Genomic DNA, 25620 nt, shown 5'->3' with positions numbered 1-25620 from the left:
GGACCGCGTCGGCCAGGGCGAGCAGGTCGTCGCCCCGGGGCCCGGCCGGCGCCGGCTCACGCGCCAACCGGACGACCTCCCAGCCGCGCGGCGCGGAGAGCCGCTCGGCATGTTCCTCGCACAGGTCGTAGGCGTGCGGCTCGGCGTAGGTGGACAGCGGACCCAGCACGGCCGTCTGGTCGGCGTACACGTAGGTGAGCGTGCAGACCGCGGACCGACGACAGGCGGTGCGCGAGCAACGACGGGCTGGGGTCACGCGGTCACCGTACCGCGCCGACCTCGCGGCGCCGGCGAGGCTCGCGGAGGACCTCCCGGGCGCGCCGTACGCCGCTCATCCGCCCCGACCGAGGTGTCATAGGCTGCCCTCCATGGCTCGTCTCAGGGACCGACACGGACGCGGCATGCGCGGACCCGGGGTGGTGCCGAAGGTCCCCGGCGAGCCGGTGCTGCGCACCCGGCGAGAGCGGTTCGACGACCTCGCGCTCGGCATCGTCACCGAGATCGACGGGCGCTGGCAGGAGCGGCTCGGACTGATCGAGTACGCCGTCGAGGAGACCCCGGTGGTGCTCGACGGGATGCGCAGCCAGGATCCGGACGGCGAGCCGGTGCCGCTCTCGGCGCTCACCCGCGGCACCGGGACCACGCCGACCAGGCTGGTGCTCTTCCGCCAGCCGATCGAGCACCGGTGCGAGTCCCGCAGCGAGCTGGAGCTCCTCGTGCTGAGCGTGGTCGTCGAGCGGATCGCCGAGCTCCTCGGCATCGAGGCCGAGCAGGTCGACCCCCGCTACGACGGCGAGGACTGAGCCCACCGGCTCCGGCCGCGGCCACCCACCGAGCCGCTCCCCCAGCGCTATCCGCCCGCGGTCACCAGCCCCGGTTGCACCGAGGGCACCTCGGCGGCGGTGACCAGCTCCCGGAACGGCACCACCGCGGCCCCACGTCGCCCGCGGCCGGCGAGCAGCACCGACGCCGCAACGCGGGTGCGCCGCGGCTCGATCTCGACCATCGCCGCGGCTCGAGGCACGTCGACGACCGCGCCCTGCTGTTGCTTGATCGCGACCTTGGTCGAGTCCAGCTCGCTGCCGTCGGCGGCGCGGCTGACCACCGTCACCACGCCGACGCCGGTGGCGCCGGCGAGCAGCACCTGCTTGGTGCCGACCCCGACCGGCGTCAGCACTGCCGTCCTCGCGCTCACCTGGGCGGACGGCGTGGTCAGCGCCAGGTCGCCGGCGCGCACCGTGCGCAACGCGGCGGTCACCGCACCGGAGCCGGTCACCTCGATGCCGTAGGCGTCCTCGGCGGCGTCGCCGGAGAGCACGTCACCGAGGTCGACGCTGACCACCGACGACGGCGCGATGCTGATCTCGGGCGCGTCGGCGGGGGTCAACACCGCCGACGGGGTGACCAGCTTCAGGGTGGCGGTGACCTGGTTCTCGCCGGGGTTCGCGATGGTCAGGGTGCTGGACGAGGCGTTGTCGGGCAGGCCGAGCAGCAGGTTGCTGCGGGCGGGCTGCTCCTGGCCGGCGAGCCATTCACTGCTGCCGCCCTTGCCGGTCAGGTGCGTGCTGCGGTCCCGCACCGAGGCGACCACCTCGCCGCGGGTGACCACCGTGTGGAGGGCGATCATCCCGCGCCGGTGCAGCAGCGAGAGCAGGTCGAAGGAGCGGGTGGAGCCACCCGGCACCGCGATCCCCCGCAGGCTCGAGACGTCGACCTCGCCGCTCCGGGTGAGCACGGTGACGTCGACGACGGCGGCGCCGCTGTTGGGATTGGTCAGGTCGAGGGTGGAGTCGTGCACCGCACCGGCACCGAGCCCGGTGAACCACTCCTCCGCGGTCGGCGCGCCGCAGTCGGTCGCGGCCAGCGGACCGCGGGTGGAGCGGCCGGCCACCAGGCCCGCCGCCAGGTCACCGCGGGCGGAGAGCACCACGCTGCCGCTGCCGGCCTCGACCTCGGCCGGGGTGTCGGCGTCGACCGAGACGCTCTGGTCGGCCCCGGTGGCACCGTCCCCGCTCACGCTCAGGTCACCGCTGGCGCCGCCGAGCGAGGCGGCCAGGACGGTGCCGGCACCGGTGGCGGTCTCGTCGGAGCCACTGCTCTCCCCGGTCGGGGGACAGACCACCGCGGCCCGGCTCAGCGCCGCCGTGGCGGGCCCGGCGGTCGGCTGGCTCCAGCTCCCCGAGCGGTCGAGCGCGAGCGCCCCGGCGACGACGATCACCAGGACGACCGCCACCACCATCGTCATCTCGAACCGCCCGGAGCGCTGACGGCGCACCCGGCGCTCCCGGCGTGCCGGACGTGTCGGCCGGTGGTCGGCGTGGCTCATCGCGTCCTCCTCCGCTCCAGGGACGGCACGCACATCACCAGCGCGAGCACGATCACGGCGAACTGCACCACCAGCAGCGCGATCCGCGGCCACGACCGGTGACCGGTCAGACCGGGGTCGACGGCGCGGGCGTCGATCTGCCAGGCCCGCGCCGCCGGATCGGCGGTGCTCGCCTGGGTGACGCCACCGCTGGCATCGATGCCCTCGGCGACGACGTGGTCGGTCGGGCTGGGCAGCACCACGTAGGAGATGCCCGCCTTGGCCAGGCCGGCGACGACCGCGTCGTCCGGGTCGGCGGCGAGCTTGGCGACCAGGGCGGTCATCGCGTCGTCGCCGGGGGTGGTGGCGGCGATCTCGTCGGTGCCGAGCGTGGTGCCCTCACCGCGTTCGACCACGTAGCGCAGCCCGTCCTCGACCGACCCGCGCAGCACCAGGACGCCACCGGTCTCGCCCCGGGTCGCCTCGGCCAGCATGTAGCTGGGCACCCCCGGGTGGGCCAGCGTGCTGGTGTCGCCGGTGAGGTCACCGGTGCCGTCGAGTACGAACCAGCCCAGTCCACCGGCCACGCCGACCACCGCGATCGTGGCCAGCACCGCGCCCACCACGCGGCGGAGCCCGGAGAAGCCGTCGAGCAGGAGTCCCTGGATGCCGAGCGTGGCGGCGACCACCCCGGCCCCCTGCAGCGCGATCATCGCGAAGGCGTTCCCGGCCGGGGTGGAGCCGGCCGCCAGTTGCAGGGTGAGCTGGGACAGGACGAGCGCGCCGACCGCGATCACGGCGGCCACCAGCCAGCACATCAGCACCGGGATCCGGGTGCGGCTGCCGACCAACGCCACCACCGCCAGCACGACGACCGGCAGCCCGAGCCACCACGGGGCGCCGATCAGCGAGCCGTCCAGGCGCAGCCGGCCGATCACCAGCTCGAGCCCGCCGGCGCTCGGCGCCGGCAGTCGGCCCGGGTCGAGCAGCAGCCCCGCTCCGGCGCCGTGCCACAGCGCCGGCAGCCACCAGGGAGCGAGCAGCACCAGCGGCAGCGCGACGGCCAGCAGGGGCGGGCCCCACCGACTGCGCTCACGCAGCGCCCGGCGCGCGATCGGCACCGCGAGCAGTGCCACCACCACCGCCAGCGCGGCGGTCAGCAGCCATGCCGTGGGGGCGAACGCGGTGGTCAGCGCGAGCAGCAGACCGGTGCGCCAGCCGGCCCGCCAGCGGCGGTCGGCCTCGGGGTCGGCGAAGCCGAGCGCGGCATGCGCCAGCCACGGCAGCAGCGCCGCGGCCACCACCGTGCCGAACCGGCCCTGCCCCCAGGCCCCGCTGACCAACGGCACCAGCGCGTAGGCGCACGAACCCCACCAGATCAACCAGCGAGGGGCGCCACGATGGCTGATCAGCCGGCCCGCCACCCGCAGGAACCGCCACCCGCCACCGAGCGCCAACGGGAAGCTGAGCCACATCAGCACCGTGATGGCCAACCCGCTCTTGCCCAGCAGCAGCGTGCCCAGCAGTGCCAGCGGCAGCACGTACGGCGGCGCCGGCACGGCGGTGCCCTGGCCGATCGCGTGCCAGGACTCCAGGTGCAGTCGCCACCAGTCGAGAGCGCCACCGGGCACCGGCGAGAGGCCACCACCGGCGACCGCGCCGAGCGCGGCCCGGGCACCGATCAGGCCGAGCAGCACCACCAGCGCAGTCAGCACCGCGACCGGGTTGGTCAGGAACCGGACGACCAGCCCGTTCTCGACGCCTACCTCGTCGTCCTCCAGCTCGTCCAGCGCGGTCTGCCGGCGCGCGGCGAACGAGGCCGGGTCGGCGGCGGCCTTGGCGCTGCGCCGCCGCTCGGCGACGTCGGCGGCCTGGTTGGTCACCGCGCTGGCCACGTCGCCGACGAAGTCGAGCCCGTGCCGGTAGGGCAGCCAGCGGGGAGCGAGCAGGGCGCGCACCTGGTCCACCGGCGCGGTGCGGTACGGCGCCCGGGCCCGGCGTGCCGCGCGCAGCTCGCCGGGGTGCCGATAGACGCTGACCAGCGCGGCGAGCTCGTCCAGCGCGGTACCGACCTCGCGGACGAGGAGGAAGCCGAGCATCCGCCACAGCGTGCCCAGCGCCAGCCGGACCAGCTGGAACGGCAACGCCCGGCCCGAGCCGTTGGCCAGCAGGGTGAACAGCGCGGACCTACGCTCCTGGTAGTGCGTGTGCCGCCCGGTCAGGGGCGTGCGCCGCAGGCCGCGGTGGGCGGCCTCGGCGTGGAAGACGACCGCGTCCGGGATCACCAGCGTGGTGTGGCCGGCGCTGGCCGCCCGCCAGCCGAAGTCGAGGTCGTTGCCGAAGATCGGCAGCGCCCGGTCCAGGCCACCGAGGTCGGCCAGCACCCGACGACGTACCAGCATCCCGGCGGTGTTGACCGCGAGCACCGAGCGGACCCGGTCGTGCTGGCCCTGGTCGTACTCGCCACGCTCCAGGCCGGTCTCGCGGCGGCCGGTGCCGGAGATCGTCACCCCGACCTCCAGCAGACGCCGCAGCGACGGCCACTCGCGCAGCTTCGGCCCGAGCACGTCCGCCTCGGGGTGCTCCTGCGCGGCGGCGAGCAGCGCGGCCAACGCACCCGGATCGGGGGTGGAGTCGTCGTGCAGGATCCAGATCCACTCCGGGCCGCCCTGCTCGGTCGGCGCAAGCTGCTCGACGGCGAGGTCGATCGCCTCGGGGAAGCTGGTCCGGCCGCTGACCCGGGTCAGGTTGCCGAAGGCGGCCTCGAGCAGCGCCGGGCTGTCGTCCTTGCTGCCGGTGTCGACCGCGATGACCGGCCCGAACGATGCCTGCTGGGTCTTGATCCCCTCGATCACGGTGGGGAGCCAGCGAGCACCGTCATGGCTGACCAGGACGAGGGCGACGGAGGATTGCACGATCGGCAACCTTAGCCTGGATACGCCGATGGCCGACGTCGCGAGCGCCCGGCACGACCGGTTCGGCCGGCCGGTTCCATCCCGCGGATGTCGCGGCGGACGAGCGCGCGACCACCCCTCCCGACCACCGTGCCGGCGGGCAGGAAAGAAGCAGGCCCGGGTCGGACGACCCGGGCCATGCCGCTCTCAGACGGCGCGCTTCTTCAACTTGCGGCGCTCTCGCTCGGAGAGCCCACCCCAGATGCCGAATCGCTCGTCGTTGCTGAGGGCGGATTCCAAGCACTCCTGCCGCACCTCACATGTCAGACACACCTTCTTGGCCTCCCGAGTCGACCCGCCCTTCTCCGGAAAGAACGCCTCGGGATCGGTTTGTGCACACAGCGCCCGCTCTTGCCAGCCCCCATCTTCGGGGTCCGGCTCGAGGAGAAATAGTTCTCTCATCGTTGTCGCCCTTTCGACCCACCCTCGAATGACACTGATGAAATTACATGCCTGTCGTAACCACAAGTCAACCCCGCGGTCTGGTATGGCTGCTCCGTAGCACACCCGCCTGGACGCTCGCCCACCCCCGGCTGAGAGGCTGGTGGCATGCGGAAGCTGACTGTCCTCTCCGGCGGGCACGGCGGCGCGAGGTTCATCGCGGGGCTGTGGCACGGCATCGCCAACGGGGTCCTGCCGGGCGTCTGTGATGACGCGGAGATCACGGTGGTGGCCAACACCGCCGACGACCTGTGGATCCACGGGCTGAAGGTCTGTCCGGACCTCGACACCGTGATGTACACCCTCGGCGGCGGCCTCGACCACGCGCGCGGCTGGGGCCGAACCGAGGAGACCTGGAGCATCGCCGCCGAGCTCGTCGAGTACGGCGTACCGCAGACCTGGTTCGGGCTCGGCGACCGCGACGTCGCCACCCACCTGGTCCGCACCCAGATGCTGGAGGCCGGCTACCCGCTCTCGGAGGTGACGGCCGCGCTCGCCCGGCGCTGGCTGGAGCCGCGGTACGGCGATCGGCTGCGACTGCTGCCGATGAGCGACGACCGGGTGGAGACCCATGTCGCGATCACGAGCACCGAGTCGCCGAGCGGCCTGGAGGTGGTGCACTTCCAGGAGTACTGGGTCCGGCTGCGCGCCGAGGTACCCGCCGAGCAGCTGATCTTCGTCGGGCTGGAGGACGCGCGGCCGGCGCCCGGCGTGGCCGAGGCGATCTCCGGGGCGGACCTGATCGTGGTGCCGCCGTCGAACCCCGTGGTCTCGGTCGGGACCATCCTCGGTGTGCCCGGGATGCGCGAGCTGGTGCGCGCCGCCACGGCACCGGTGGTCGGGGTCTCCCCCATCATCGGCGGCCACCACGTGCGCGGCATGGCCGAGCAGATGCTCGCCGCCATCGGGGTGCAGGCCAGCGCGCTGGACGTCGGCCGGCACTATGGCGCTCGTTCGGCCGGCGGGGTGCTGGACGGCTGGCTGGTCGATGCCGCCGATGCCGCCGCCGTGCCCGAGCTCGAGCGGGCCGGACTGGCCGCGGCCGCGGCGCCGTTGTGGATGAGCTCGGCGGAGACCACCGCGGCGATGGCCGCGACGGCGATCGGCCTGGTCCGGTGACCGGTCGTTCCGGCGGCCGGCTGGAGGTGCTGGCACCCGACGGTGTCGGCGAGGTCCGGGCCGGGGACGATCTCGCCGAGCTGCTGCTGCGGGCGTTGGCCGGCGCCGGCTGGCAGCTGAGTGCCGGCGACATCGTGGTGGTGACCAGCAAGGTGGTGGCCAAGGCGGAGGGCCGGGTCCGCCGTGGCACCCGCGAGGACGAGCTGTCCGGCGAGACCGTCCGGGTGGTGGCCCGCCGCGGCCACACCGCGATCGTGCGCAACCGCCTCGGGCTGACCATGGCGGCCGCCGGCATCGACGCCTCCAACGTGCCGGCCGGGCACGTGGTGCTGCTGCCGGAGGACCCCGACTCCTCCGCCCGGGAGCTGTGTGCCCGGCTGCGGGCGCGTACCGGCGTACGGATCGGGGTGGTGGTCACCGACACCGCGGGACGGGCCTGGCGCGACGGGCAGACCGACCTGGCCATCGGCGCGGCCGGCGTCCAGGTGCTGGAGAGCTTCGCCGGCCGGCAGGATCCGCACGGCAACAGCCTGGTCGTCACGGCGCCGGCCGTCGCCGACGAGCTGGCCTCCACCGCGGAGCTGGCCCAGGGCAAGCTCGGCGCCCGGCCGTTCGCGGTGGTGCGCGGCCGGGCCGACCTGGTGCTGTCCGACGACGGCCCCGGTGCCGCCCGCCTGATCCGGGCGGAGGGCAGCGATTTCTTCGGGTACGGCGCTCGCGAGGCGGTGGTGCGGGCGCTGGCCGGCGAACCGGACGACCGCGCTCCGTTCGGCGCCGCGGCGACCGCCGACGACCTGTGCCACGCGATCGGAGTCGTCCTGGGCCGGTCGGCGCGGGTCGACGAGGACGAGCGACGCATCGAGGTGGGGATCGCCGACGAGGCCGAGCGGACCCGGCTCGCCGTGCTCGCCTTCGCCCACGGCTGGTCGTGTCGGCGACCGGATCCGGGCACGATTGCGGTGCTGCAACCGCTGACTCCGTAGACTCTGCCCGAACTCGGCACCTTCCTGACTCTGCCGAGTTCACATCCGTCACAGCCGCACCATCCGAGAAGCCGAGGAACGCCGAACCGTGGCCAAGAAGTCCGCCAAGTCCGACCGTCGTGCGGTCGTCGACCAGATCCGGAAGAAGCAGCGCGGCGCCGAGCGCGCCCGCGGGATGGCGATCATCGGCGTCTGCGTGGTGATCGCCCTCGCGATCGTCGGCGTCGCCGCGGCCAAGCCGGTGATGTCCTCGATCAGGCTGGCTGAGTACGGCGGCAAGACCCTGTCCGAGATCGGCGACTCGGCCTCGGCGGCCGGGTGCCAGAAGGCCATCACCCTGACCACCAGCACCAAGAAGCTGGCCACCAACGGCACCTACTACCTGACGGCACCGCTGGCGTTCGCGTCGTCGTACAGCGCGATCTCGAGCGGCACCGCGGCGTCGATGAGCACCAAGTTCTACACCGCCACCACTCGGCCCGACCTCACCACGCTGCTCCGCAACCTCAGCGAGGGCTTCACCATCCTCTGGTACGACAACACGGTGAGCGACACCGAGCTCGACCAGATCCGGGCGATCGCGAAGAAGTTCCCCGGCACCACCAACTACCGGTACAAGTTCATCGCGGCCCCGTGGAAGAGCGCCGACGAGAAGACGACGAAGAACAAGAAGAAGGCGCACACCGTCTTCCCCGAGGGCACCCACATCGCCTTCTCCCACTGGACCGGCACCGACGACAGCTCGACGTCGAGCTACACCACCACCTCGGTGCAGAAGGGGATCATCCAGTACTGCAGCAGCGTGTCGGGCGCGGCGCTGAAGACCTTCATGGAGAAGCACCCCTACACCGACTCCCCCGACCCGACCACCGCCAGCTGAGACCGGCGGCCCGGCCGTTCCAGGGTTGGTCGACGACCCCATGCGTTGGTCGAGCCCGTCGAGACCCGGACCGGCGAGCGAGCGGCGGTCCCTCAGGTCAGGTCGTGCCGGTCCTGCGCCTGCAGGCCGGCGACGATCTGCTTGACCCGCTGGGCCTGCGCCCGGGTGGTGACCAGGACGGCGTCCGGGGTGTCGACCACGACGACGTCCTCGACGCCGACCAGGGCGATCGCCCGGCCGCTGCGCGGCACCACCAGTCCGGTGGCGTCGATGGCGCTGACCAGGTCGGCGTCACCGAGGATCGTCGGACCGTCGGCCGGCGCGGTGCGGGCATGGTCGAGCAGCGCGGCCAGCGAGTCGAAGTCGCCGACGTCGTCCCAGCCGAACGCGGCCGGCACCTCGGCCACCCGGCCGGCGTCGGCGGCGGGCTCCGCGACGGCGTGGTCGAGCGCGATCTTGGGCAGGCCCGGCCACAGCTCCGCGAGTCGATCGGGCTGCGCGGCGATGGTGCGCAGCGTCGCGGCGAACTCCGGGTCGCAGGCGGCGAGCAGGTCGAGCAACACCGTCGGCCGGACCACGAACATGCCGGCGTTCCACCGGTAGCCCCCCTTGGCCAGGTACTGCTCGGCGACCTCGACCGAGGGCTTCTCCACGAACTCCTGCACCGTGAAGGCGCCGGGATGGTCGGGCACCGGGTCCCCCTCACGCAGATAGCCGAAGGCCGTCGAGCCGAAGGTCGGATGGATGCCGAGGGTGACCAGCCAGCCGTCGGCCGCCACCTCCGCCGCCCGTCGGACGGCCGCCTCGAAGCCCGCCGTGTCGGTGATGACGTGGTCGGCGGCGAACGAGCCCATCACCGCCTCGGGATCGCGGTGCTCCAGCACCGCCGCCGCCCAGCCGATCGCCGCCATCGAGTCCTTCCCGCTCGGCTCGGCCAGCAGGGCGTCGGCGGCCAGCTCCGGCAGCTGCGCCCGCACCGCCTCGAGGTGCGCCTCGCCGGTGACCACCAGCATCCGGTCACCGGCCAGCGGGGTCAGTCGGTCCCGGGTCTCCTGCAGCAGTGAGCGACCGGAGCCGGTGAGGTCGCGCAGGAACTTCGGCGTCGCCGACCGCGACAACGGCCACAGCCGGGTGCCGGCGCCGCCGGCGGGGATCACCGCCCAGAAGTTCATGCCGACACCCTATGTTCCACACCCAGGCCAGGAGGCGCCCGAGCCTCGGGTCGGGCGCGACGTGCCGTGCCCGACGACGCGCGGTGGCCGCCCGGCGCCGGTCTCGACCCCGTGCTCGACCCCGTGCGCGACCCTGTGCTCGACCCCGCGCGAGAGGCTTGCCTCATGACCGCCCCGTTCCCCGCCCTGCTCGCCCGCGCGCTGCGTACCGATCCCGGGCGCCCGCTGCTCACCTTCTACGACCTCGCCAGCGGCGAGCGGGTGGAGCTGTCGGTGACGACCTATGCGAACTGGGTGGCCAAGGCGTCCGGCCTGCTGGTCGACGAGCACGGCCTCGAGCGCGGCGACACGCTCCGGGTCGACCTGCCGGCCCACTGGCTGGCCGCGGTCTTCGCCGGCGCGGCCTGGAACTGTGGGCTGGTGCTCACCGATGACGACGCCCCGAGCGCCGTCGTGACCGGGCCGGAGAGCCTGGCGCGGTGGGAGGGCTACGCCGGCGGTCCGGTGCTGGCCTGCTCGCTGCTCCCGCTCGGCGTACGGTTCGCCGCGCCGCTGCCTCCCGAGGTGCACGACGTGGGAGTGGAGATCTGGAGTCAGCCGGACGGCTTCTCCCCCTGGGACCCGCCGACCGCCGAGGATGCCGCCACCCGCTGGACCGGCATCGAGACGACGCAGGTTGGGAGCACCCGGGCGGGGACCACCCAGGCCGAGCTCGACACGGCCGCCGCGCCCTGGCATGGCCGGCTACTCTCCCGCCTCTCCCCCGCTTCCCTCCAGGGCGCCGCCTCGGTCTGGGGGCCACTGGCCACCGGCGGCTCCCTGGTGCTGGTCACCGGCGACGACCCCGTGCCGGCGAGCCTGATCGAGAGCGAGCGGGTGACCGGCGACTACCCGATCAGGTCGTAGCCGGACACCGTGCCGAGGTAGACCGGCGAGGCCAGCCCGCCCGAGGCGGTGCGCTGCAGCGCATAGAGCCGGCCGGTCCCCTTCCGCCGCGCGATCAGGTCCGAGCGCTGCCCGCCCTTGAGATCGGGTACGCCGATCAGCCGGTCCCACCGGGAGGCGTCGACGTTCAGCGTGCTGCCCGACATCAGCCCGCCGGGCCCGTTGCCCCGGTACAGCGTCAGCGTCGAGCCGGAGCGGAAGATGCTGTCCGGGGCACCGTCGGCGTCCCAGCGCCCGACCGCGATCTGGCTGCCGGCGCCGATCGCCGAGTGCGAGACGTACCCGGTCCCGACGCTCTTCGCACCGCGACCGGGCCAGAGCATCAGCGACCCGCCCTTCTCCCCCTGCAGGTCCGGGTAGCCGTCGCCGGTGACGTCGCCGACCACCGCGAGCATCCGCACCGAGCCGAACCCGGTGCCGATCACCACCGGGGTGCCGAACCTCCCGTTCCCCGTGCCCGGGTAGAGCCGCAGCGTGCCGCCGGTGCGCACCACCAGGTCGCCGTGACCGTCGCGGTTCCAGTCGCCGGCGTTGAAGATGGCGTCCGCGCCGGAGAGGTCGAGCCCGGTGGCGATCGCCGGCGCTAGGTTGCGCCGGCCGTTGTTGGCCACCAGCGAGAGCGTCGTACCCGAGCGCACCAGCAGATCGGGCAGCGCGTTGCCGACCAGGTTCGCGGCCCCGACCACGCTGCCCGCCGACTGCATCGCGGTGTACGGGCCGAGTGGCTTGCCGAACCCGCCGGCACCGTTGCCGAGGAAGACCCAGCCCTTCCCGCCCTTCCCGCGGGCGAACAGGTCCGGGTGGCCGTCGTTGTTGAAGTCGCCGTACCCGACCAGATCCCGGTACGCCGACCAGGCGGCCGCCGGCGAGTCGACCGCACTCGGCGCGCCGAAGGTGCCCCGGCCGGTGCCGCGCAGCAGGTAGAGCTTCCCGTCCTTGAGCCCGAGCAGGTCGGCCCGGCCGTCGGAGTCCAGATCACCGACGCCGATCAGCCGGCTGAAGGCCGCCAGCGACCTGTCGTCCTGCGGCACCGCCTTGAACCCGCCGCCGCCACCGCCGAGGAAGCTCACCAGCACGCCGTCGCGGCGACCGACGAGGTCGTGGTGTCCGTCGCCGTTGAGGTCACCGGCCGCGGTGAGCAGGCTGGCGCCGGCCAGCGTGCTGGGCATCTTCTTGATCGCCTGCCCGAAGTGGCCGCTGCCGTCGCCCGGCCGGGTGCTGGCCGTACCGTCCGAGGTGCGCACCACCAGGTCGGCCTTGCCGTCCCCGGTCAGATCCGGCGACACCACCGCGAGCGCACCGGAGGGCACGGTGGTGGAGGCCACCTCGCTGTCGAAGCCGGCCAGCCCGCCGGTCGGGATGATGAACGCCTGCCCGTCGCTGGAGCGGCGTGCGATCAGGTCGGGATAGGCGGTCTTCGCCAGGTTCGACTGCAGCTCCCGACCGCTCCAGCCCCGCTGCAGCGAGGCGGCGATGGTGCGGATGCGCGGGATCTTGGCGTAGAGGTACCTGCCCGGGCAGGCGGTGGCCTTGGTGTCGCGGTGCCCCTCGATGGCGTGCGGGAAGGTCGTGGCGCCGATCTTCACGCCGGTCGCGTTCGCGGCGACGCCGTGCAGCGACAGCTTCCAGGCGAACAGGGCGCCGAAGGACTGGATCAGCGCACTGGTCGGCTTGGCGGTCTCGAAGTTGCCGATCGCGGCGGCGCCGAAGCCGTAGGAGTTGTAGTTCTCGGTGTGCGCGCCGACCACCGGCCGCGTCACCCCGCCGGCACGGCCCTCCCAGATCCGGCCGAACTTGTCGATCAGGAAGTTGTAGCCGATGTCGGACCAGCCGCGGGACTTCACGTGATAGGCGTAGATGCTGCGGATGATGCCGGGCACCTCGGCCCGGGTGTAGTCGTTGGAGTTGACGGTGTGGTGGATGAAGCCGCCGTGGATCTCGTAGTAGTGCAACGAGGGCTTGTCCCGCAGCGACTCGTCGGCACCCCACTGGGCGCGGGAGTAGATCTGCGGCTTGGGCGTGTACGACGCGGTGGCGGCCGCCTGCGCCAGGACGCCGTCGGTGGTGCTGGCTGTGGTGCTGGCTGTGGTGCTGGCTGTGGTGCTGGCTGTGGTGCCGAGGTTGCTGGCCGTGTCCGTGCCGGTGTCTGTGCTGGTGCCTGCGCCGGTGTCCAGCTTCGGCCGCTGGACGACGGTCCGCCCGGCCTTCCCCGGATCGATGATGGCGAGCTTGAGGTCTCGGGGCACGCTCCCGCCCGTGCCGGCGCGCAGCGTCAGTCGGGCCTGCACCTTGGCCACGTGGCCCACCAGTGCCTCCATCGTGCCGGGTCGGCTGGACCTGCCCTCGGCGCTGGCCGGATCGGGGCCGTCGACGTCGTAGTCGAGCGGCTTCCACCGGCTCCACGTGCCGTGACTCCGGGTGCGGACCCACGCATGGACCGCTGCCGCCGGCAGGTTCTCACCGTGCGCCCAGGTCAGTCCCACGGTGCCGAACCCGGTGACCGGCTGCGGCCGGCTGGTCACCACCGTGCGGTGCGCGTCGGCGACCAGCCGGGCCTGTGGGGTGATCCGCCGCGCGGTCGTCCTCCCGGGGTGAGCGGCGGTCAGAGCGACCTCCCGCACGTGTGCCTTCACCCTCCCGGCCGGTACCCGGGACGCGGTGGTGGCGGCCCGCACATATCCCGCGAGGGAGCCCGAGAGCACCCCGGTCGGCTTCGCCGAGGTGGAGCCGGTGCCGCTGGGCCCGACCACGTCCAGGCTGACCAGGGTCGCCGCCGGCACCAGCGCGGCGCACACCACCCCGAGGGCGAGCAGCTGCTGGCACACGGCGACGTACCGGGACCGGCCGGCGCCGGGCGTGCCAGGGGACATGAGTGAGCTCCGGTGTGCGGGGAAAAGTCACACGAGGGCTCAACTTTCACATTCGCCCCAGGCCTCTGGGAAGAGATTCCGAGTAACTACAGAGATGTAATTTCTAGTCGACACGCCGATGAATCAGAGATTTTCGGGTCACCGTGCGCGCGAGTCGCGTGTCTCACCACCCCTCCTGCCGCCGTCGCGGCCGATAGCCTTGGCTGCCGTGGCCCACTCCGACCAGTCGTCGACCGACGCACCCTCTCCCGGACGCACCGGAACGCCCGGCCGGCTCGGCCGCATGGCCGGCCGGGTGACCGGCAAGGTCACCGAGCTCGCGGTGGAGGCGGTTCCGCCCGAGGTGATCCTCGATCATGTCGACGTCAACGCGCTGCTGGACCGGGTGGATGTCGATCGGTTGCTCGACCGTGTCGACGTCGCGCGCCTGATCGACCGGGTGGATCTCGACGAGCTGTTGCAGAGGGTCGACGTCGAGGCGCTGGTCCAGCGGGCGGGGATCCCGGCGCTGATCAGGGAGAGCACCGGGGAGTTCGCGGGCGACGCGCTGACCGGCGCCCGCCGCCAGATCGCCGGAGTGGACACCATCCTCGACGCCGCCGTGGGCCGGGTGCTTCGCCGCAAGGCGCCGTCGGGCTCCCGGCGTCTCTCCGGCTCCCTCACCGGGCGCCCGGCGGGCGCGCTCGCCCGGCTGCTGGCCGCGGCCGCCGATCTCGCCACCGTGCTCGGCTGCTACACCGCGTTCACCGCGATCCTCGGCTTCTTGCTGCACACCCTGCTCGGCGTCGGTCTCGGCGGCACCGCGAGCCATGTCCTGTCCACCGTCGGACTGTTCTGCTGGGCGGCGCTCTACCTGGTGGTCAGCACGGCTCTCAGCGGCCGGACCGTGGGCAAGCGTATCCTCGGCCTACGGGTGGTCCGGCCCGACGGCGACCCGATCCGACCGAGGGCCGCGGCGGTCAGGACCCTCGTCTTGCCGGTGAGCGTGCTCGCCTTCGGCCTCGGGCTGGCGCCGATCGTCCTCCGCCGCGACCATCGTGGACTGCACGACCTGGCCGCCTCCACCGAGGTGGTCTACGACTGGGGCGATCGGCCCGCGGCACTCTCGGCTCCGCTCGCCGCCTATCTCCACCAGCGCCTGTCGACCGACTCGACCGACTCGACCGACTCGACCGACTCGACCGACTGACTCGGCCTGCTCGACCGACCGACTCGACCGCGCAACCGACCGACTCGGCCTGCTCGACCGACCGACTCGGCCTGCCGATGGAGACCGACGCTCCTGCGCTGGTAGCGTCGCACTCGAACCTCTCGACGGTGCGCAGACGCCCCGGTGGGCCTCTCCTACCGCCGGTCTCTCCCACCGTCCAAGGAGCCTCGGATGTCAGATCCCTCGGCGTCATCGCCTCGGCAGCTGTCCCCGAAAGTGATCACTGCCGTCGTCCTGGCCGTCCTCGCCTTGATCTTCGTCGTGCAGAACACCGGCAAGGGCCGCATTCACTTCCTGTTCTGGACCCTGTCGATGCCGAGCTGGATCTGGCTGCTGGTGATGTTCCTGGTGGGCGCCGTCGTCGGCTCGATCTTCCCGTGGTTCCGGCGGAAGAGGAGCTGAACCCGGTCCGAGACGGCGCGGGTCGGACAGCGCGGGCCGAGCTCAGATCTCGGCGCCGAGCTCGCTGTCGTCATCCTCCAGGTTGTCGAGCTCTTCGTCGTCGTCGCCGCCGTACTTGAGGTGCTTGATGCCCTCGTCGACGTCGCCGTCGAAGGTGAGCTTGCCCTGCTCCAGGACCAGCACCCGGTCACACATCCGCTTCACCGAGCCGGCCGCGTGCGAGACGTAGAAGATGGTGCGGCCGCTCTGCCGGATCTCCTCCATCTTGGCCAGGCACTTGCGCTTGAACGGCTTGTCCCCCACCGCGAGCACCTCGTCGGCGAGGAAGATGTCGGAGTCGACGTGGACGGCGACCGAGAAGCCGAGCCGCGAGTACATCCCCGAGGAGTAGGTGCCCACCGGGGTGTTGAGGAAGCGGCCGATGTCGGCGAACTCCACCACGTCGTCGTAGATCTTGTCGGTCTCCGCCTCGGACAGCCCGAGGATCGCGGCGTTCAGGTAGATGTTCTCCCTGCCGGTCAGCTGCGGGTGGAAGCCGGCGCCGGTGGCGATCAGGCCGGCGATGCGACCACGGGTCTCCACGGTGCCGGTGTCGGGCCGCATCACCCCGTTGATCATCTTCAGCAGCGTCGACTTGCCCGAGCCGTTGAGGCCCATCAGCCCGATCGCCTCGCCCTGCTCGACGGTGAAGGAGACGTCGTCGACGGCGGTGAAGGAGTCGCTGACGTCGTACCCCTTGAGCATCGCCACCGTCATCTGCTTGAAGGTGCGGTGGTAGCGCAGGGTGAAGTTCTTCGTCGCGTGCTCGACGCGGATCGAGGTCACCATCACAGCCGCTCCGGGATCCGGTTCTCGAACTTGTTGAACACCAGCTGCGCGATGACCAGCAGCACCAGGGAGGCGCCGAGCGCACCGAGGCCGTCGAGCCAGAGATGATGCGGCATGCCGACGCGCAGCGTCTCGGCCGGGTCGGAGGTGGTGCCCACCCAGAACGCGCGCTGCATCAACAGCACGGCGCTCGCGATCGGGTTCAGCATGTAGTAGTGCGCGAACGTGCCGAACTTGCTGGCGACCATCTCGTAGGTGTAGATCATCGGTACGCCGAACCTGACGAAGTGCGTCAGGATCGACACCGCGCTGCCGAAGTCCCGGAAGAACACGTTGGCGACGCTGAACAGCAGCGCCAGTGCGGTGCCGAGCGTCATGATGATCCCCAGCGAGAGCAGCACCGCGAGGAGCATGGCCGGATCAGGAGTCCACCCGGTGGCCGCCGCGGCGATGACCAGGATCCCACCGGCCGGCAGCACGTGGTAGAACGAGACCAGCATGGCCGCCACCGGGAACATCTCCCGCGGCATCGCCATCTTCCGCACGATCGACTTGTTCTGCACGATCGATCTGGTGCCGGCGCCGAAGGTCTCGGTGAAGAAGTGGACCACGATCATCCCGGAGAACACGTGCACCGGGTAGTTCTCGACGTTCTTGTGCGCTCCGATGATCTCGCCCATCACGAACCAGTAGATGAAGAACTGGCTCAGCGGGTTGATGTAGGACCAGAACAGGCCCATGAACGAGTTCGCGTACCGACCGCTGATCTCGCGCCGGACCAGCAGCCGCAACAGGTAGCCGCGGCGGAAGACGGTCAGCAGCCCGAGGTGGGCCGCCGGCGAGGCCAGCGGCGCGTCGACCACCCGGACGGCCCGGCTGGCCCGCTCCTGCTCGCGCTCGGCCTTCTCCTGCGCCTGCTTCTCCGCCAGTCGCTGCGCCCGGCGCTCGAGACGGCGGGCCTCGCGCTGAGCCTCCCGCTCGGCCTTGTCGGCCTTGTCGGTGGACCCGTCGGCCGATCCGGCGCCGCCGAACGGCTCCGCGGAGAGATCCGGCCCGATGTTCGGCCCGATGTTCGGCCCGGTGTCTGGCCCGGTGCTCGGTTCGGTGCTCGGTTCAGTGCCCGCCATCGGCCTCACCTCCGCCCCTCGGCTCCGCGGCCGCGTCCTCGGCTGCCTCCTCGGTCCACGGAGCGAACGTCTCGTCCCACGCCTCGGGCGATGTCACGGCACCCAGCTTGGCCCGGTACTCCTCGGCCAGCCGCGGCCACTCCCGGCGGAGCCGGGCGTGGATCTCCACCGTCTTCTTCAACAGGTCCTTGAACCGCTCGGGGTCACGGCGATAGAACGCCGCGCTCTGGCCGTCGTTCATCGAGACCACCACCGAGTCGTACTTGGCGATCCGGTACCACTGGGAGTCCATCGCCGGGAGCTCCGCCTCGGGGAACTCCCGCGACATCTCCCGGGGTCCCCGGAGCTGGCGCAGCGGTGCCTTGAGCGCCGCCAGCTTGGTCTGCAGCCCGCTGGGCACGTCGGTGTCGTCGCGACCCTTGCGGGGCGGCTTGTGCCGCCGTACCGGCGGGAACGACTCGCGGTCCGCCTCGAGCTGGGCGTCGGGGAACTCCTTGACCAGTTGCCGGATCTCGGGCAGCTTGGTGGCCAGGTCGAGGTGCAGCTGCTCGGGGCCGGCCAGCACGTCCAGCAGCGCCTGGTGCCGCAGCTCGACGGTGGAGTACTGCATCGACACCAGATGCTTGACCTGGTGGTTGAAGCTCTCGGTGACCATCCGGCCACCCTTGGGGTAGGTCGAGTGCAGCAGCGCCGCGACGAACCGGTTGCGGTGGTGGAAGTAGGACTGCCAGTCCAGGGCGTCGTTCTTGTCCGTCCACGGGATGTGCCAGACCGCGGCGCCGGGGAAGGAGACCGTCGGATAGCCCGCCTCCTTGGCTCGCAGCCCGTACTCGGAGTCGTCCCACTTGAGGAACAGCGGCAGCGAGAGACCGATCTCGGCGATCACCTGGCGCGGGATCAGGCACATGAACCAGCCGTTGAAGTCGACGTCGACCCGCTTGTGCAGCCACCGGGTGGAGCGCAGGTTACGGGCGGAGAAGTCCCAGTCGCCGAAGACGCCCGGCGCGGACTGCCACCAGAACCGCCAGGGCTGCACGATCTCGCCGAAGCTGTGCATCCGGGAGCGGGCGTAGATGTTGAACATGTGGCCACCCACGATGGTGGGACGACGGGCCAGGTCGCCGAAGGTGACCGCGCGGACGATGCCCTCCGGCTCGCAGACCACGTCGTCGTCCATCATCATCGCGTAGGTGGCGGTGCCCTTGCGCACCGACTCCAGCTGCCCACGGGCGTAGCCGCCGGAGCCGCCGAGGTTGCCCTGCTCGATGACCCGCAGGATCTCGCCCAGACTCTTCTCCGCGGCCGGGAAGTACGTCGAGTCGGCCACCTTGTCGGTGCCCTGCTCCATCACGAAGACGGTGTCCAGGTAGGGCCGCAGCTGCTCGTCGTCGCCGATCTGGCCGAGCAGCTTGGCGCAGAAGTCGGGCCGGTTCATCGTGGTGATGGCGATGTCGACGGTGCCGTGCTCGACCCGGTCCTCGGGCACCTCGGCGCTCCACTCGGCCGCCACCACCCGGACGTCGGTGTCGCCGGCGATCACGTCGTACCAGTACCAGCCGCCGTCCACGAACGGCTTGAGCGAGAGGTCGAAGGCGAACCGCTGCTCGCCCTGTACGTCGTCCGGCGTCTCCACCGCGGCCACCTGCTGGGACTTGCCGGTGGCCTGCGACTTGTAGACCACCAGCCTGGCTCCGGCGCCGACCAGGGTGACGGTCAGGGTGACCTCGTCGACGATCGTGTAGCGCCGCCAGTAGCTGGCCGGGAAGGCGTTGAAGTAGGTGCCGAAGGAGAGCGACTCGCCCGCCTCGACGCGCAGCGCGGTGCGCGACTCGATCTGTTCGGGGTGCACCGAGCGCCCCGAGGAGATCGACTGACGCATGGAGAAGGAGTTGAAGTCCCGCGCGGCCTTGCTGGAGCCGACCTCGTACTTGTCGGCGTCCAGGATGGCCGGCTCGGGGTCGACGTAGAGCGGGAAGACCTCCAGATCGGAGTCGGTGGGCAGGATCTGGCGCTGCAACAGCCGGGTTCTCATTCCTCGGCACCCCCTGAGGTCAACGGCGCGCCCTGGAGGAAGTGCGGGCGCAGCTTGTTCTCGAACATCGACAGCGCCGAGGCGATCGCCATGTGCATGTCGAGGTACTTGTAGGTGCCGAGCCGGCCACCGAAGAGCACCCCGAAGCGCTGGGCCTCGCGCCCGGCCAGCGCGCGGTACTTCAGCAGCATCTCGCGGTTCTCGGCGGTGTTGATCGGGTAGTACGGCTCGTCGCCCTCCTCGGCGAAGCGGCTGTACTCGCGCACCACCACCGTCTTGCCCTTGGTGTAGGAGGCGGCTCGCTCCGGGTGCAGGTGCTTGAACTCCAGCTCCCGGGTGAACGGGACCTCGGGGTCGTTGGCGTTGACCACGCCGGTGCCCTGGTAGTCGTCGACGTCCAGGATCTCCGACTTCAGATCGACCGTGCGCCACGAGAGCCGGCCCTCGGAGAAGTCGAAGTACTCGTCGATCGGACCGGTGTAGACGATCGGCACCCTGCCCTTGAACTGCTCGGCCAGACCGGCGGTGTGCAAGAAGTCGGTCTCGGTGCGGACCTCGATGTTGGGGTGGTCGGCCATCCGGGTCAGCCACGCGGTGTAGCCGTCGACCGGGAGTCCCTCGTACTTGTCGTTGAAGTAGCGGTTGTCGAAGGTGTAGCGGACCGGGAGCCGGGTGATGATGTCCGGGCTGAGGTCCTTGGGGTCCTTCTCCCACTGCTTGGCGGTGTAGCCCTTGATGAACGCCTCGTAGAGCGGCCGCCCGATCAACGAGATCGCCTTCTCCTCGAGGTTGGTCGCCTTGTCGGTGTCGAACTCGGCGGCCTGCTCGGCGATCAACGCCCGGGCCTCGTCCGGAGTGTGCGACCTGCCGAAGAACTGGTTGATCAGCGCCAGGTTCATCGGCAGCGAGTAGACCTGTCCGCGGTACTTGCCGAACACCCGGTGCTGGTAGCCGGTGAAGTCGGTGAACCGGTTGACGTACTCCCAGACCTTCTGGTTGGAGGTGTGGAAGAGGTGGGTGCCGTACTTGTGCACCTCGATGCCGGTCTCCGGGTCGATCTCGCTGTAGGCGTTGCCACCGATGTGGTGACGGCGCTCCAGTACCAGCACTCGCTTGTCGAGCTCCGCGGCCACGCGCTCGGCCACCGTCAGGCCGAAGAAGCCCGAGCCGACGACCACAAGATCAGGTGTAGACACAGTCCGTCAGTCTACGGAGGTGTCGGGAACACGCCGCATTCCCCGCGCCGATCGGAGCGCCCGGATGACATTGCGTGCCTCACTCCACCGGCCTCCCGGGGTGCCGCCGCGGCGCCGCGGGCGCAGCGGCGAGAGCAGGACGACGCCCGCGGCGATCGCGTACGGCTTGGCCCGCACCAGCGGGTTGGCGCCGTACCGGAAGTGCACCGCGAACAGGTTGCGGTACATGTAGAAGCCCTTCCAGCCGGCCAGGTCGTGCTGCTGGCTGAAGTCGAGCTGGCGGACCAGCACCGCATCGCGGACCGCGAGGATGCGGAAGCCCGCCGCGCGGGCGCGCAACGCGTAGTCGACGTCGTCGTAGAAGATGAAGTACGACGCGTCCGGCAGCCCGATCCGCTCCACCACCCGGCGACGCAGCATGAAGCCCTCGAAGGCGACGTTCTCGATCTCGACCAGCTCCGGCATCGCGGCCCGGCTGCGGTAGTGGGTCTCGACCATCGCGGTCTTGGGCCGGATCGCCAGTGGGTTGCGCAGGTCGAAGCGGAGCGCGGCCTTCTCCACCAGGTCGCCGGCGGCGTCCTCCCGGACCGCCATCAGGCAGTCCCCGTCGACCGCGAGGAGCACGCCGAGGCAGTCGGGCGCGGGCACGACGTCGTCGTCCATCAGCCAGATCCGCATCATGCCGGCGTGGTAGGCGTGCTTGAGGCCGAGCCGGAAGCCGCCCGCGCCACCGAGGTTCTCACCGGTGGTGATGACCTCCAGTCCCGGCAGGCTCCCCTGCTCGCGGACCTCGGCCAGCACCCGGGCGGTGTGGTCGGTGGAGGCGTTGTCGACCACGACCACCGCGTCCGCCGCCGGGTTCAGCTCGGCCAGCCCGGCGAGCATCCGGGCCAGCATGTCGGCCCGGTTGTAGGTGACCACGACGATCGCCACCGACTCGCCGGTCGAGGAGCCACCGTCGCCGGCCGAGGGGTCGTCACGAGGAACGAGCGACGGCGTATCGAGACCACTCATCGCAGGAACCTCTCGTGTCCGGTGAAGTCGCCCCGCAGGGCCGCCCACCAGGCACGCAGCGAGAGCGCGATCCGGCTCGGGCTGGGGCGGGTGAAGGTGTAGAACCACAGCGTCTTGCCGACGAAGGCCAGCGCGTGCGGCACGCCACGGTACTCACGCAGGTTGATCAGGTTGTTGCGCGCCATGCAGTAGTGCTTGAGGTCGCTCGGGGTGTCGTTGTAGGTCATCCGGCCGCGCAGCATCGGGGTGCCCAGGTCACCCACCGTCGGATGCCTGACCACCGCGTCGACCACGGTGGCGATCCGGGCGCCGACCGCCTCGGCGCGCAGCCGATACTCGTGGTCGTCGCCCCAGATGAAGTACTCCGCTCGCGGGTAGCCGATCCGCTCCACCAGCTCGCGGGTGACCAGGACGCCGTTGAACGGGATCACGATGCCGTCGATCCGGGGGCCGGCGGGCGTCGCCGTCGCAGCGGCGCGCACCGCGTCGAGCCGATGCACCACCCGGCTGCCGCCGGGCAGTCGGATCGGGAAGACCAGCCGGTCGGGGTCGTCCTGGTCGACCACCACCGGACCGGCGAAGTCCAGGTCGTCGTGGGCCAGCAGCGCGGCCAGGCAGCCGGGATCGGGCAGGCCGTCGTCGTCCATCAGCCAGGCGAGGTCGGCCTGGTGCCGCATCGCGGTCTCCAGGCCGTCGCGGAACCCGCCGGCGCCGCCGGTGTTGCGCTCCTGGGTACGGCGCACCAGCCGACCGCCGAGGGCGTCGCGCTCCTGCTCGGCCAGCCAGGTCGTCGTACCGTCGACCGAGGCGTTGTCCACCACGATGACCTCGGCCAGCAGCGGCTCGGCCAGCAGCAGGGGCACCAGGCGTCGCAGCAGCTCGATCCGGTTGTGGGTCACCACGACCGCGATGATCCGCGCAGCGGTCGGCTCAGGCACGCCCGTCACCATATCGACCGGCCGAGACCGCGCCAATCCGCGCCAATCCGCGCCGCCCGGCGGCTCGCATCGTCGTCAGCAGGCGGTGGACAGGTCGCTGGTCTGGTTGGCCGCATACCCGGTGCTCAGCGATCCGAGCGAGCCACCGGTCATCACCGAGGTGGACTTCTTCTTGACCTTGCCCTTCGGCTTGGCGGCGGTGCCCTCGGCCTTGGCGATCGCCTTCTTCACCGCGGCACGGATCACCTTGATGTCCGGGTCGCCGGTGTCGACCAGCGGCGGCACCAGGGAGAGCGTGGAGACCTTCTGGCCCCTCGCCTTGAGCGCGAGGTTGACGAAGGTGTCGACCTCGCTGGGTGGGATCGAGGTCTTGACCATCGCCTCGGTGGCGTTGGCCAGCGCCTCGTAGTGCTTGACCACGTCGGTGGGGCTGACCTGTTGCAGGAACGCGTTCATCACGCACTTCTGCCGGGCCATCCGGGAGTAGTCGTCGGAGGAGTCCCGGGACCGGGCGTACCAGAGCAGCTTGTCGCCGGAGAGCTTCTGCACCCCCGGCTTGATGTAGCCGGTGACGTCGTCGCCGAGACCACCGATCGGGATCGCCTGCCGGACGTTGATGGTGACCCCACCGACCGCGTCGGCGATCTCGCGGAAGCCCTGCAGGTTCACCATCGCCCAGTAGTTGATCTTGAGGTCGGTGATGCCCTCGATGCCCTCGATGGTGGCCTCGACCCCGGGCTGGGCGAACTTCGCGAACAGCGACTTGTGGTCGGCCGCGTAGGTGGCCAGGCTGTTGAGCTCGCAGGTGGAGCAGTTGTAGCCGTGCGGGAACTGCTTGGCCATGATGGAGCCCTTCTGGAACGGGAAGTTCTCCATGTTGCGCGGCAGCCCGATCAGCACCGTGCGGCCGGTCTCGGCGTCGATCGAGGCCACCGTCATCGAGTCGGTGCGCAGACCCCAGCGGCTGGTGCCGGAGTCGGCGCCGACCAGCAGGATGTTGTAGCGGCCGTCGACCGCCGACGAGGTGGTGGTGCCGGTGAAGGTGGAGAGGATCAGCCCCCGGTGTACGCCGACCAGGTGGGCGCCGAAGAGCAGCACCGCCGCCACCGAGAACGCCAGGACGCCGTTGGCGGCGACCGCCCAGCGGCGCTGACCGAGCCGGAGGCTGAGCGGGTTGCCCAGCCGCCAGGCGTCCACGAAGAGCGCGGCCCAGCCGACGCCGAGCGCGATCAGGCCGATCCGCAGCCAGGTCAGCACCCAGGGCGTCGTGCCGAGCCAGAAGAACAGCTCGTGCCACCACAGCCCGATCAGCAGCAGGCCGACGCCACCGGCGCAGAGCACGGCGGCGATCCGGAGTGCCCAGTGGCCCACTCGCCGGTTCCCGGCGAGGATCTGCGCCGAGCCGGGCAGCAGCAGCGTCATCAGCATCAGGGCGAGCGCCCGACGGAACCGCACCTTCGAGGCACGCTCGGCGGTGCTGGGGCCGCGGTCGACCCGGTCGGCGACGGAGCCAGCCGCCGGACCGGTCGAGGAGCCGGAGCGCGGGGTGGGTGGGTAGCCCCCGGCACGGGGGTTGCGGATCGAGGTGTCGCCAGACATCAGTGCTTGAAGCTCCTGAGGGGAAGGTCAGGGGTGCCTCGCCAGTATCACCTCATCACAGCCGTCACACCCGTCACGACGCGCCGCAGCAGGACTCTCGGTCCGCTGGTGCCCAGGGCGCGCACGGTACCGTTCCCGCATGGCAGATCGTCCGCACGACCAGGCTCCCGAGCCCGGCGGCACCGACTACGGCTGGCTCTACGGCAAGAGGGCCGGCCAGTCGGGCCAGGGGCAATCCGGCCAGGGGCAATCCGGCCAGGGGCAATCCGGCCAGCCGCCGGAGCCGACCCGCAAGGTGTCGACCCGGAGGGTCTCGGGCGACCGGCAGGCGGACACGACCGCCGATGCCACTCAGATGATGCCGACGATGCCGCGGCCGTCCCAGGGTCAGGCCCAGGGTCAGGCCCAGAGCCAGGCGGCACGCGGCTCCGCGCTCCCCTCCCCCGGCGAGATCGCCCCCACCCCCGGCGAGCCGGGCGGTCCGGGTAGGTCCGGCGGAGCGAGGAACAGGCGCCGCTGGCTCCGACCGCGCAACGTGCTGATCGGCATCCTCGCCCTGATCGTGCTCTGGGTGGCGGTGATCGCCTGGGTCGGCATCGCGGCCTGGAACGGCATCGACAAGGTCGCCTACGAGCCCAAGGCCTCCACCCGGCCCGACGACCAGCCCGGGACGACGTACCTGATCGTGGCCAGCGACTCCCGCAAGGGGCTGACCAAGGCGGAGCGGAAGAAGCTGCACACCGGCAATGCCGCCGGACAGCGCACCGACACCATCAAGCTGTTGCACACCGGCTCGGGCCCGAACACGCTGGTCACCATCCCGCGCGACTCGATCGTCGCCATCCCGGGACACGGCACCTCGAAGATCAACGCGGCCTTCGCCTGGGGCGGGCCGAAGCTGCTCACCCGCACCATCGAGGCCGACACCGGCATCAAGATCGACGGGTACGTCGAGATCGGCATGGGCGGCCTGGTCAACCTGGTCGACGCGGTCGGCGGGATCACCATCTGCCCGACGAAGAACATGAACGACAACCTGGCCGGCCTGCACATCAAGAAGGGCTGTCAGGAGGCCGACGGGGTGACCGCGCTCGCGTATTCCCGCTCCCGGCACACCCTGGCCACCGGCGACCTCGGCCGCGGGGTGAACCAGGACGAGGTGATCTCCCAGATCGGCAGCAAGATCGCCCACCTGACCACCGTGATCAACCCGTTCAAGGTGCACAAGCTGGCCGATGCCGTCTCCTCCGGCTTCGCGGTCGGCAAGGGCATGAGCGCATGGGGCGGACTGAAGTTCCTGCTCGCGTTCAAGTCGATCGGCGACGGGTCGGCGAAGACCTGCGGGGTGCCGATCTCCGACATGTCGGTCAACTGGGATCCCACCCGGTCGAAGAAGTTCTTCACGTACATCATCGACGACGAGACCGACAAGCTCACCGGCCAGCTGTGCACCTCCACCGGACTGCCGAAGAGCGTCACCGGATGAGAAGCCCTATGTCAAGCCGCCCCGGTCTGGCTGGCGAGGAAGCGTTGCAGGGCGCGGTGTCGGGCGGGGTCGTAGGCGAGGTCGTCTTGCCAGCAGTGCCAGATGATGTGGAGCCAGGC

General features: G+C 71.3%; 21 protein-coding genes. 8 read left to right on the top strand and 13 right to left on the bottom strand.

Annotated features, from left to right (window positions below; translation table 11 throughout):
- Nucleotides 1-256, bottom strand: a 256-nt coding sequence (locus tag QM638_RS00975) for a DUF3499 domain-containing protein (RefSeq protein ID WP_415140059.1), incomplete at its 3' end; no start/stop codon positions are given.
- 112 nt (nt 257-368) lie between these two features.
- On the opposite strand from QM638_RS00975, the gene QM638_RS00970 reads away from it, so the two are divergent.
- Nucleotides 369-803 carry a metallopeptidase family protein gene (locus tag QM638_RS00970; RefSeq protein ID WP_415140058.1) on the top strand — a complete coding sequence of 145 codons (435 nt, stop codon included), beginning with the start codon at nt 369-371 and terminating at the stop codon, nt 801-803.
- Nucleotides 804-850: 47 nt separating this feature from the next.
- Here the strand turns inward: QM638_RS00970 and QM638_RS00965 are convergent, their stop codons facing one another.
- The 3 genes from QM638_RS00965 to QM638_RS00955 all read right to left on the bottom strand — a co-directional run bounded on the left by QM638_RS00965 (nt 851) and on the right by QM638_RS00955 (nt 5661).
- Complete coding sequence (locus tag QM638_RS00965) at nt 851-2326, bottom strand: DUF5719 family protein (protein ID WP_415140057.1); 1476 nt, start codon at nt 2324-2326, stop codon at nt 851-853.
- Entirely contained in the window at nt 2323-5220 is a 2898-nt protein-coding gene (locus tag QM638_RS00960; RefSeq protein WP_415140056.1) for a glycosyltransferase, read from the bottom strand. The genes QM638_RS00965 and QM638_RS00960 overlap by 4 nt, the downstream gene beginning before the upstream one ends.
- A 186-nt stretch (nt 5221-5406) precedes the next feature.
- Entirely contained in the window at nt 5407-5661 is a 255-nt protein-coding gene (locus tag QM638_RS00955) for a WhiB family transcriptional regulator (protein ID WP_415140055.1), read from the bottom strand.
- Nucleotides 5662-5808: 147 nt separating this feature from the next.
- Here QM638_RS00955 and cofD point away from each other — a divergent pair, with 147 nt between their 5' ends.
- The 3 genes from cofD (at nt 5809) to QM638_RS00940 (ending at nt 8682) form a co-directional block, all read left to right on the top strand.
- Entirely contained in the window at nt 5809-6819 is a 1011-nt protein-coding gene (gene cofD / locus QM638_RS00950) for a 2-phospho-L-lactate transferase (RefSeq protein WP_415140054.1), read from the top strand.
- Nucleotides 6816-7802: a coenzyme F420-0:L-glutamate ligase gene (locus QM638_RS00945; RefSeq protein ID WP_415140053.1), complete on the top strand. Its 987-nt coding sequence runs from the start codon at nt 6816-6818 to the stop codon at nt 7800-7802. The genes cofD and QM638_RS00945 overlap by 4 nt, the downstream gene beginning before the upstream one ends.
- A gap of 88 nt (nt 7803-7890) precedes the next feature.
- Complete coding sequence (locus QM638_RS00940; protein WP_415140052.1) at nt 7891-8682, top strand: hypothetical protein; 792 nt, start codon at nt 7891-7893, stop codon at nt 8680-8682.
- 92 nt (nt 8683-8774) lie between these two features.
- On the opposite strand, the gene QM638_RS00935 is transcribed toward QM638_RS00940, so the two are convergent.
- Entirely contained in the window at nt 8775-9854 is a 1080-nt protein-coding gene (locus QM638_RS00935) for a mannose-1-phosphate guanylyltransferase (protein ID WP_415140051.1), read from the bottom strand.
- 165 nt (nt 9855-10019) lie between these two features.
- On the opposite strand from QM638_RS00935, the gene QM638_RS00930 reads away from it, so the two are divergent.
- Nucleotides 10020-10760, top strand: a complete 741-nt coding sequence (locus QM638_RS00930; RefSeq protein ID WP_415140050.1) for a TIGR03089 family protein — start codon at nt 10020-10022, stop codon at nt 10758-10760.
- Here QM638_RS00930 and QM638_RS00925 read toward each other — a convergent pair.
- Nucleotides 10742-13669, bottom strand: a complete 2928-nt coding sequence (locus QM638_RS00925) for an FG-GAP-like repeat-containing protein (protein WP_415140049.1) — start codon at nt 13667-13669, stop codon at nt 10742-10744. The genes QM638_RS00930 and QM638_RS00925 overlap by 19 nt on opposite strands.
- 208 nt (nt 13670-13877) lie before the next feature.
- Between QM638_RS00925 and QM638_RS00920 the strand changes: the two genes are divergently transcribed.
- Together QM638_RS00920 and QM638_RS00915 are read left to right on the top strand one after the other, a co-directional pair.
- On the top strand, nt 13878-14858 hold the full coding sequence (locus tag QM638_RS00920) for an RDD family protein (RefSeq protein ID WP_415140048.1): 981 nt from the start codon (nt 13878-13880) through the stop codon (nt 14856-14858).
- A 192-nt stretch (nt 14859-15050) separates the two neighbouring features.
- On the top strand, nt 15051-15281 hold the full coding sequence (locus tag QM638_RS00915; RefSeq protein ID WP_415140047.1) for a lipopolysaccharide assembly protein LapA domain-containing protein: 231 nt from the start codon (nt 15051-15053) through the stop codon (nt 15279-15281).
- Between the two features lie 42 nt (nt 15282-15323).
- On the opposite strand, the gene QM638_RS00910 is transcribed toward QM638_RS00915, so the two are convergent.
- The 7 genes from QM638_RS00910 to QM638_RS00880 all read right to left on the bottom strand — a co-directional run bounded on the left by QM638_RS00910 (nt 15324) and on the right by QM638_RS00880 (nt 24015).
- On the bottom strand, nt 15324-16109 hold the full coding sequence (locus QM638_RS00910) for an ABC transporter ATP-binding protein (protein ID WP_415140046.1): 786 nt from the start codon (nt 16107-16109) through the stop codon (nt 15324-15326).
- Nucleotides 16109-17236: an ABC transporter permease gene (locus tag QM638_RS00905; RefSeq protein ID WP_415140045.1), complete on the bottom strand. Its 1128-nt coding sequence runs from the start codon at nt 17234-17236 to the stop codon at nt 16109-16111. The genes QM638_RS00910 and QM638_RS00905 overlap by 1 nt, the downstream gene beginning before the upstream one ends.
- Nucleotides 17223-19268, bottom strand: coding sequence for a glycosyltransferase (locus tag QM638_RS00900; RefSeq protein ID WP_415140044.1), 2046 nt, complete (start codon nt 19266-19268; stop codon nt 17223-17225). Before QM638_RS00900 ends, QM638_RS00905 begins: the two co-directional genes overlap by 14 nt.
- Nucleotides 19265-20464, bottom strand: a complete 1200-nt coding sequence (gene glf, locus QM638_RS00895) for a UDP-galactopyranose mutase (protein WP_415140043.1) — start codon at nt 20462-20464, stop codon at nt 19265-19267. Before glf ends, QM638_RS00900 begins: the two co-directional genes overlap by 4 nt.
- A gap of 6 nt (nt 20465-20470) precedes the next feature.
- Nucleotides 20471-21478, bottom strand: coding sequence for a glycosyltransferase family 2 protein (locus QM638_RS00890; protein ID WP_415140042.1), 1008 nt, complete (start codon nt 21476-21478; stop codon nt 20471-20473).
- Nucleotides 21475-22416 (bottom strand): glycosyltransferase, encoded by a 942-nt coding sequence (locus QM638_RS00885; protein WP_415140041.1) that lies wholly within the window; start codon nt 22414-22416, stop codon nt 21475-21477. Before QM638_RS00885 ends, QM638_RS00890 begins: the two co-directional genes overlap by 4 nt.
- A 75-nt stretch (nt 22417-22491) precedes the next feature.
- Nucleotides 22492-24015, bottom strand: coding sequence for an LCP family protein (locus tag QM638_RS00880; protein ID WP_415140040.1), 1524 nt, complete (start codon nt 24013-24015; stop codon nt 22492-22494).
- Between the two features lie 139 nt (nt 24016-24154).
- Here QM638_RS00880 and QM638_RS00875 point away from each other — a divergent pair, with 139 nt between their 5' ends.
- The gene (locus QM638_RS00875; RefSeq protein ID WP_415140039.1) at nt 24155-25501 is read left to right on the top strand and encodes an LCP family protein; all 1347 of its coding nucleotides are present in this window, start codon (nt 24155-24157) and stop codon (nt 25499-25501) included.
- Nucleotides 25502-25620 lie beyond the last annotated feature (119 nt).

The sequence above is a fragment of the Nocardioides sp. genome (assembly GCF_047606145.1).
In the GTDB taxonomy this organism is placed as follows: domain Bacteria; phylum Actinomycetota; class Actinomycetes; order Propionibacteriales; family Nocardioidaceae; genus Nocardioides.
This window is presented reverse-complemented; position numbering and strand designations above follow the sequence as displayed.

Excerpts from the sequence above, each read along its gene's own strand:
- QM638_RS00970 (WP_415140058.1), top strand. The coding sequence starts at position 369 with ATGGCTCGTCTCAGGGACCGACACGGACGCGGCATGCGCGGACCCGGG.
- QM638_RS00965 (WP_415140057.1), bottom strand. The coding sequence starts at position 2,326 with ATGAGCCACGCCGACCACCGGCCGACACGTCCGGCACGCCGGGAGCGC.
- QM638_RS00955 (WP_415140055.1), bottom strand. The coding sequence starts at position 5,661 with ATGAGAGAACTATTTCTCCTCGAGCCGGACCCCGAAGATGGGGGCTGG.
- cofD (WP_415140054.1), top strand. The coding sequence starts at position 5,809 with ATGCGGAAGCTGACTGTCCTCTCCGGCGGGCACGGCGGCGCGAGGTTC.
- QM638_RS00935 (WP_415140051.1), bottom strand. The coding sequence starts at position 9,854 with ATGAACTTCTGGGCGGTGATCCCCGCCGGCGGCGCCGGCACCCGGCTG.
- QM638_RS00930 (WP_415140050.1), top strand. The coding sequence starts at position 10,020 with ATGACCGCCCCGTTCCCCGCCCTGCTCGCCCGCGCGCTGCGTACCGAT.
- QM638_RS00925 (WP_415140049.1), bottom strand. The coding sequence starts at position 13,669 with ATGTCCCCTGGCACGCCCGGCGCCGGCCGGTCCCGGTACGTCGCCGTG.
- QM638_RS00915 (WP_415140047.1), top strand. The coding sequence starts at position 15,051 with ATGTCAGATCCCTCGGCGTCATCGCCTCGGCAGCTGTCCCCGAAAGTG.
- QM638_RS00910 (WP_415140046.1), bottom strand. The coding sequence starts at position 16,109 with ATGGTGACCTCGATCCGCGTCGAGCACGCGACGAAGAACTTCACCCTG.
- QM638_RS00905 (WP_415140045.1), bottom strand. The coding sequence starts at position 17,236 with ATGGCGGGCACTGAACCGAGCACCGAACCGAGCACCGGGCCAGACACC.
- QM638_RS00900 (WP_415140044.1), bottom strand. The coding sequence starts at position 19,268 with ATGAGAACCCGGCTGTTGCAGCGCCAGATCCTGCCCACCGACTCCGAT.
- QM638_RS00890 (WP_415140042.1), bottom strand. The coding sequence starts at position 21,478 with ATGAGTGGTCTCGATACGCCGTCGCTCGTTCCTCGTGACGACCCCTCG.
- QM638_RS00880 (WP_415140040.1), bottom strand. The coding sequence starts at position 24,015 with ATGTCTGGCGACACCTCGATCCGCAACCCCCGTGCCGGGGGCTACCCA.
- QM638_RS00875 (WP_415140039.1), top strand. The coding sequence starts at position 24,155 with ATGGCAGATCGTCCGCACGACCAGGCTCCCGAGCCCGGCGGCACCGAC.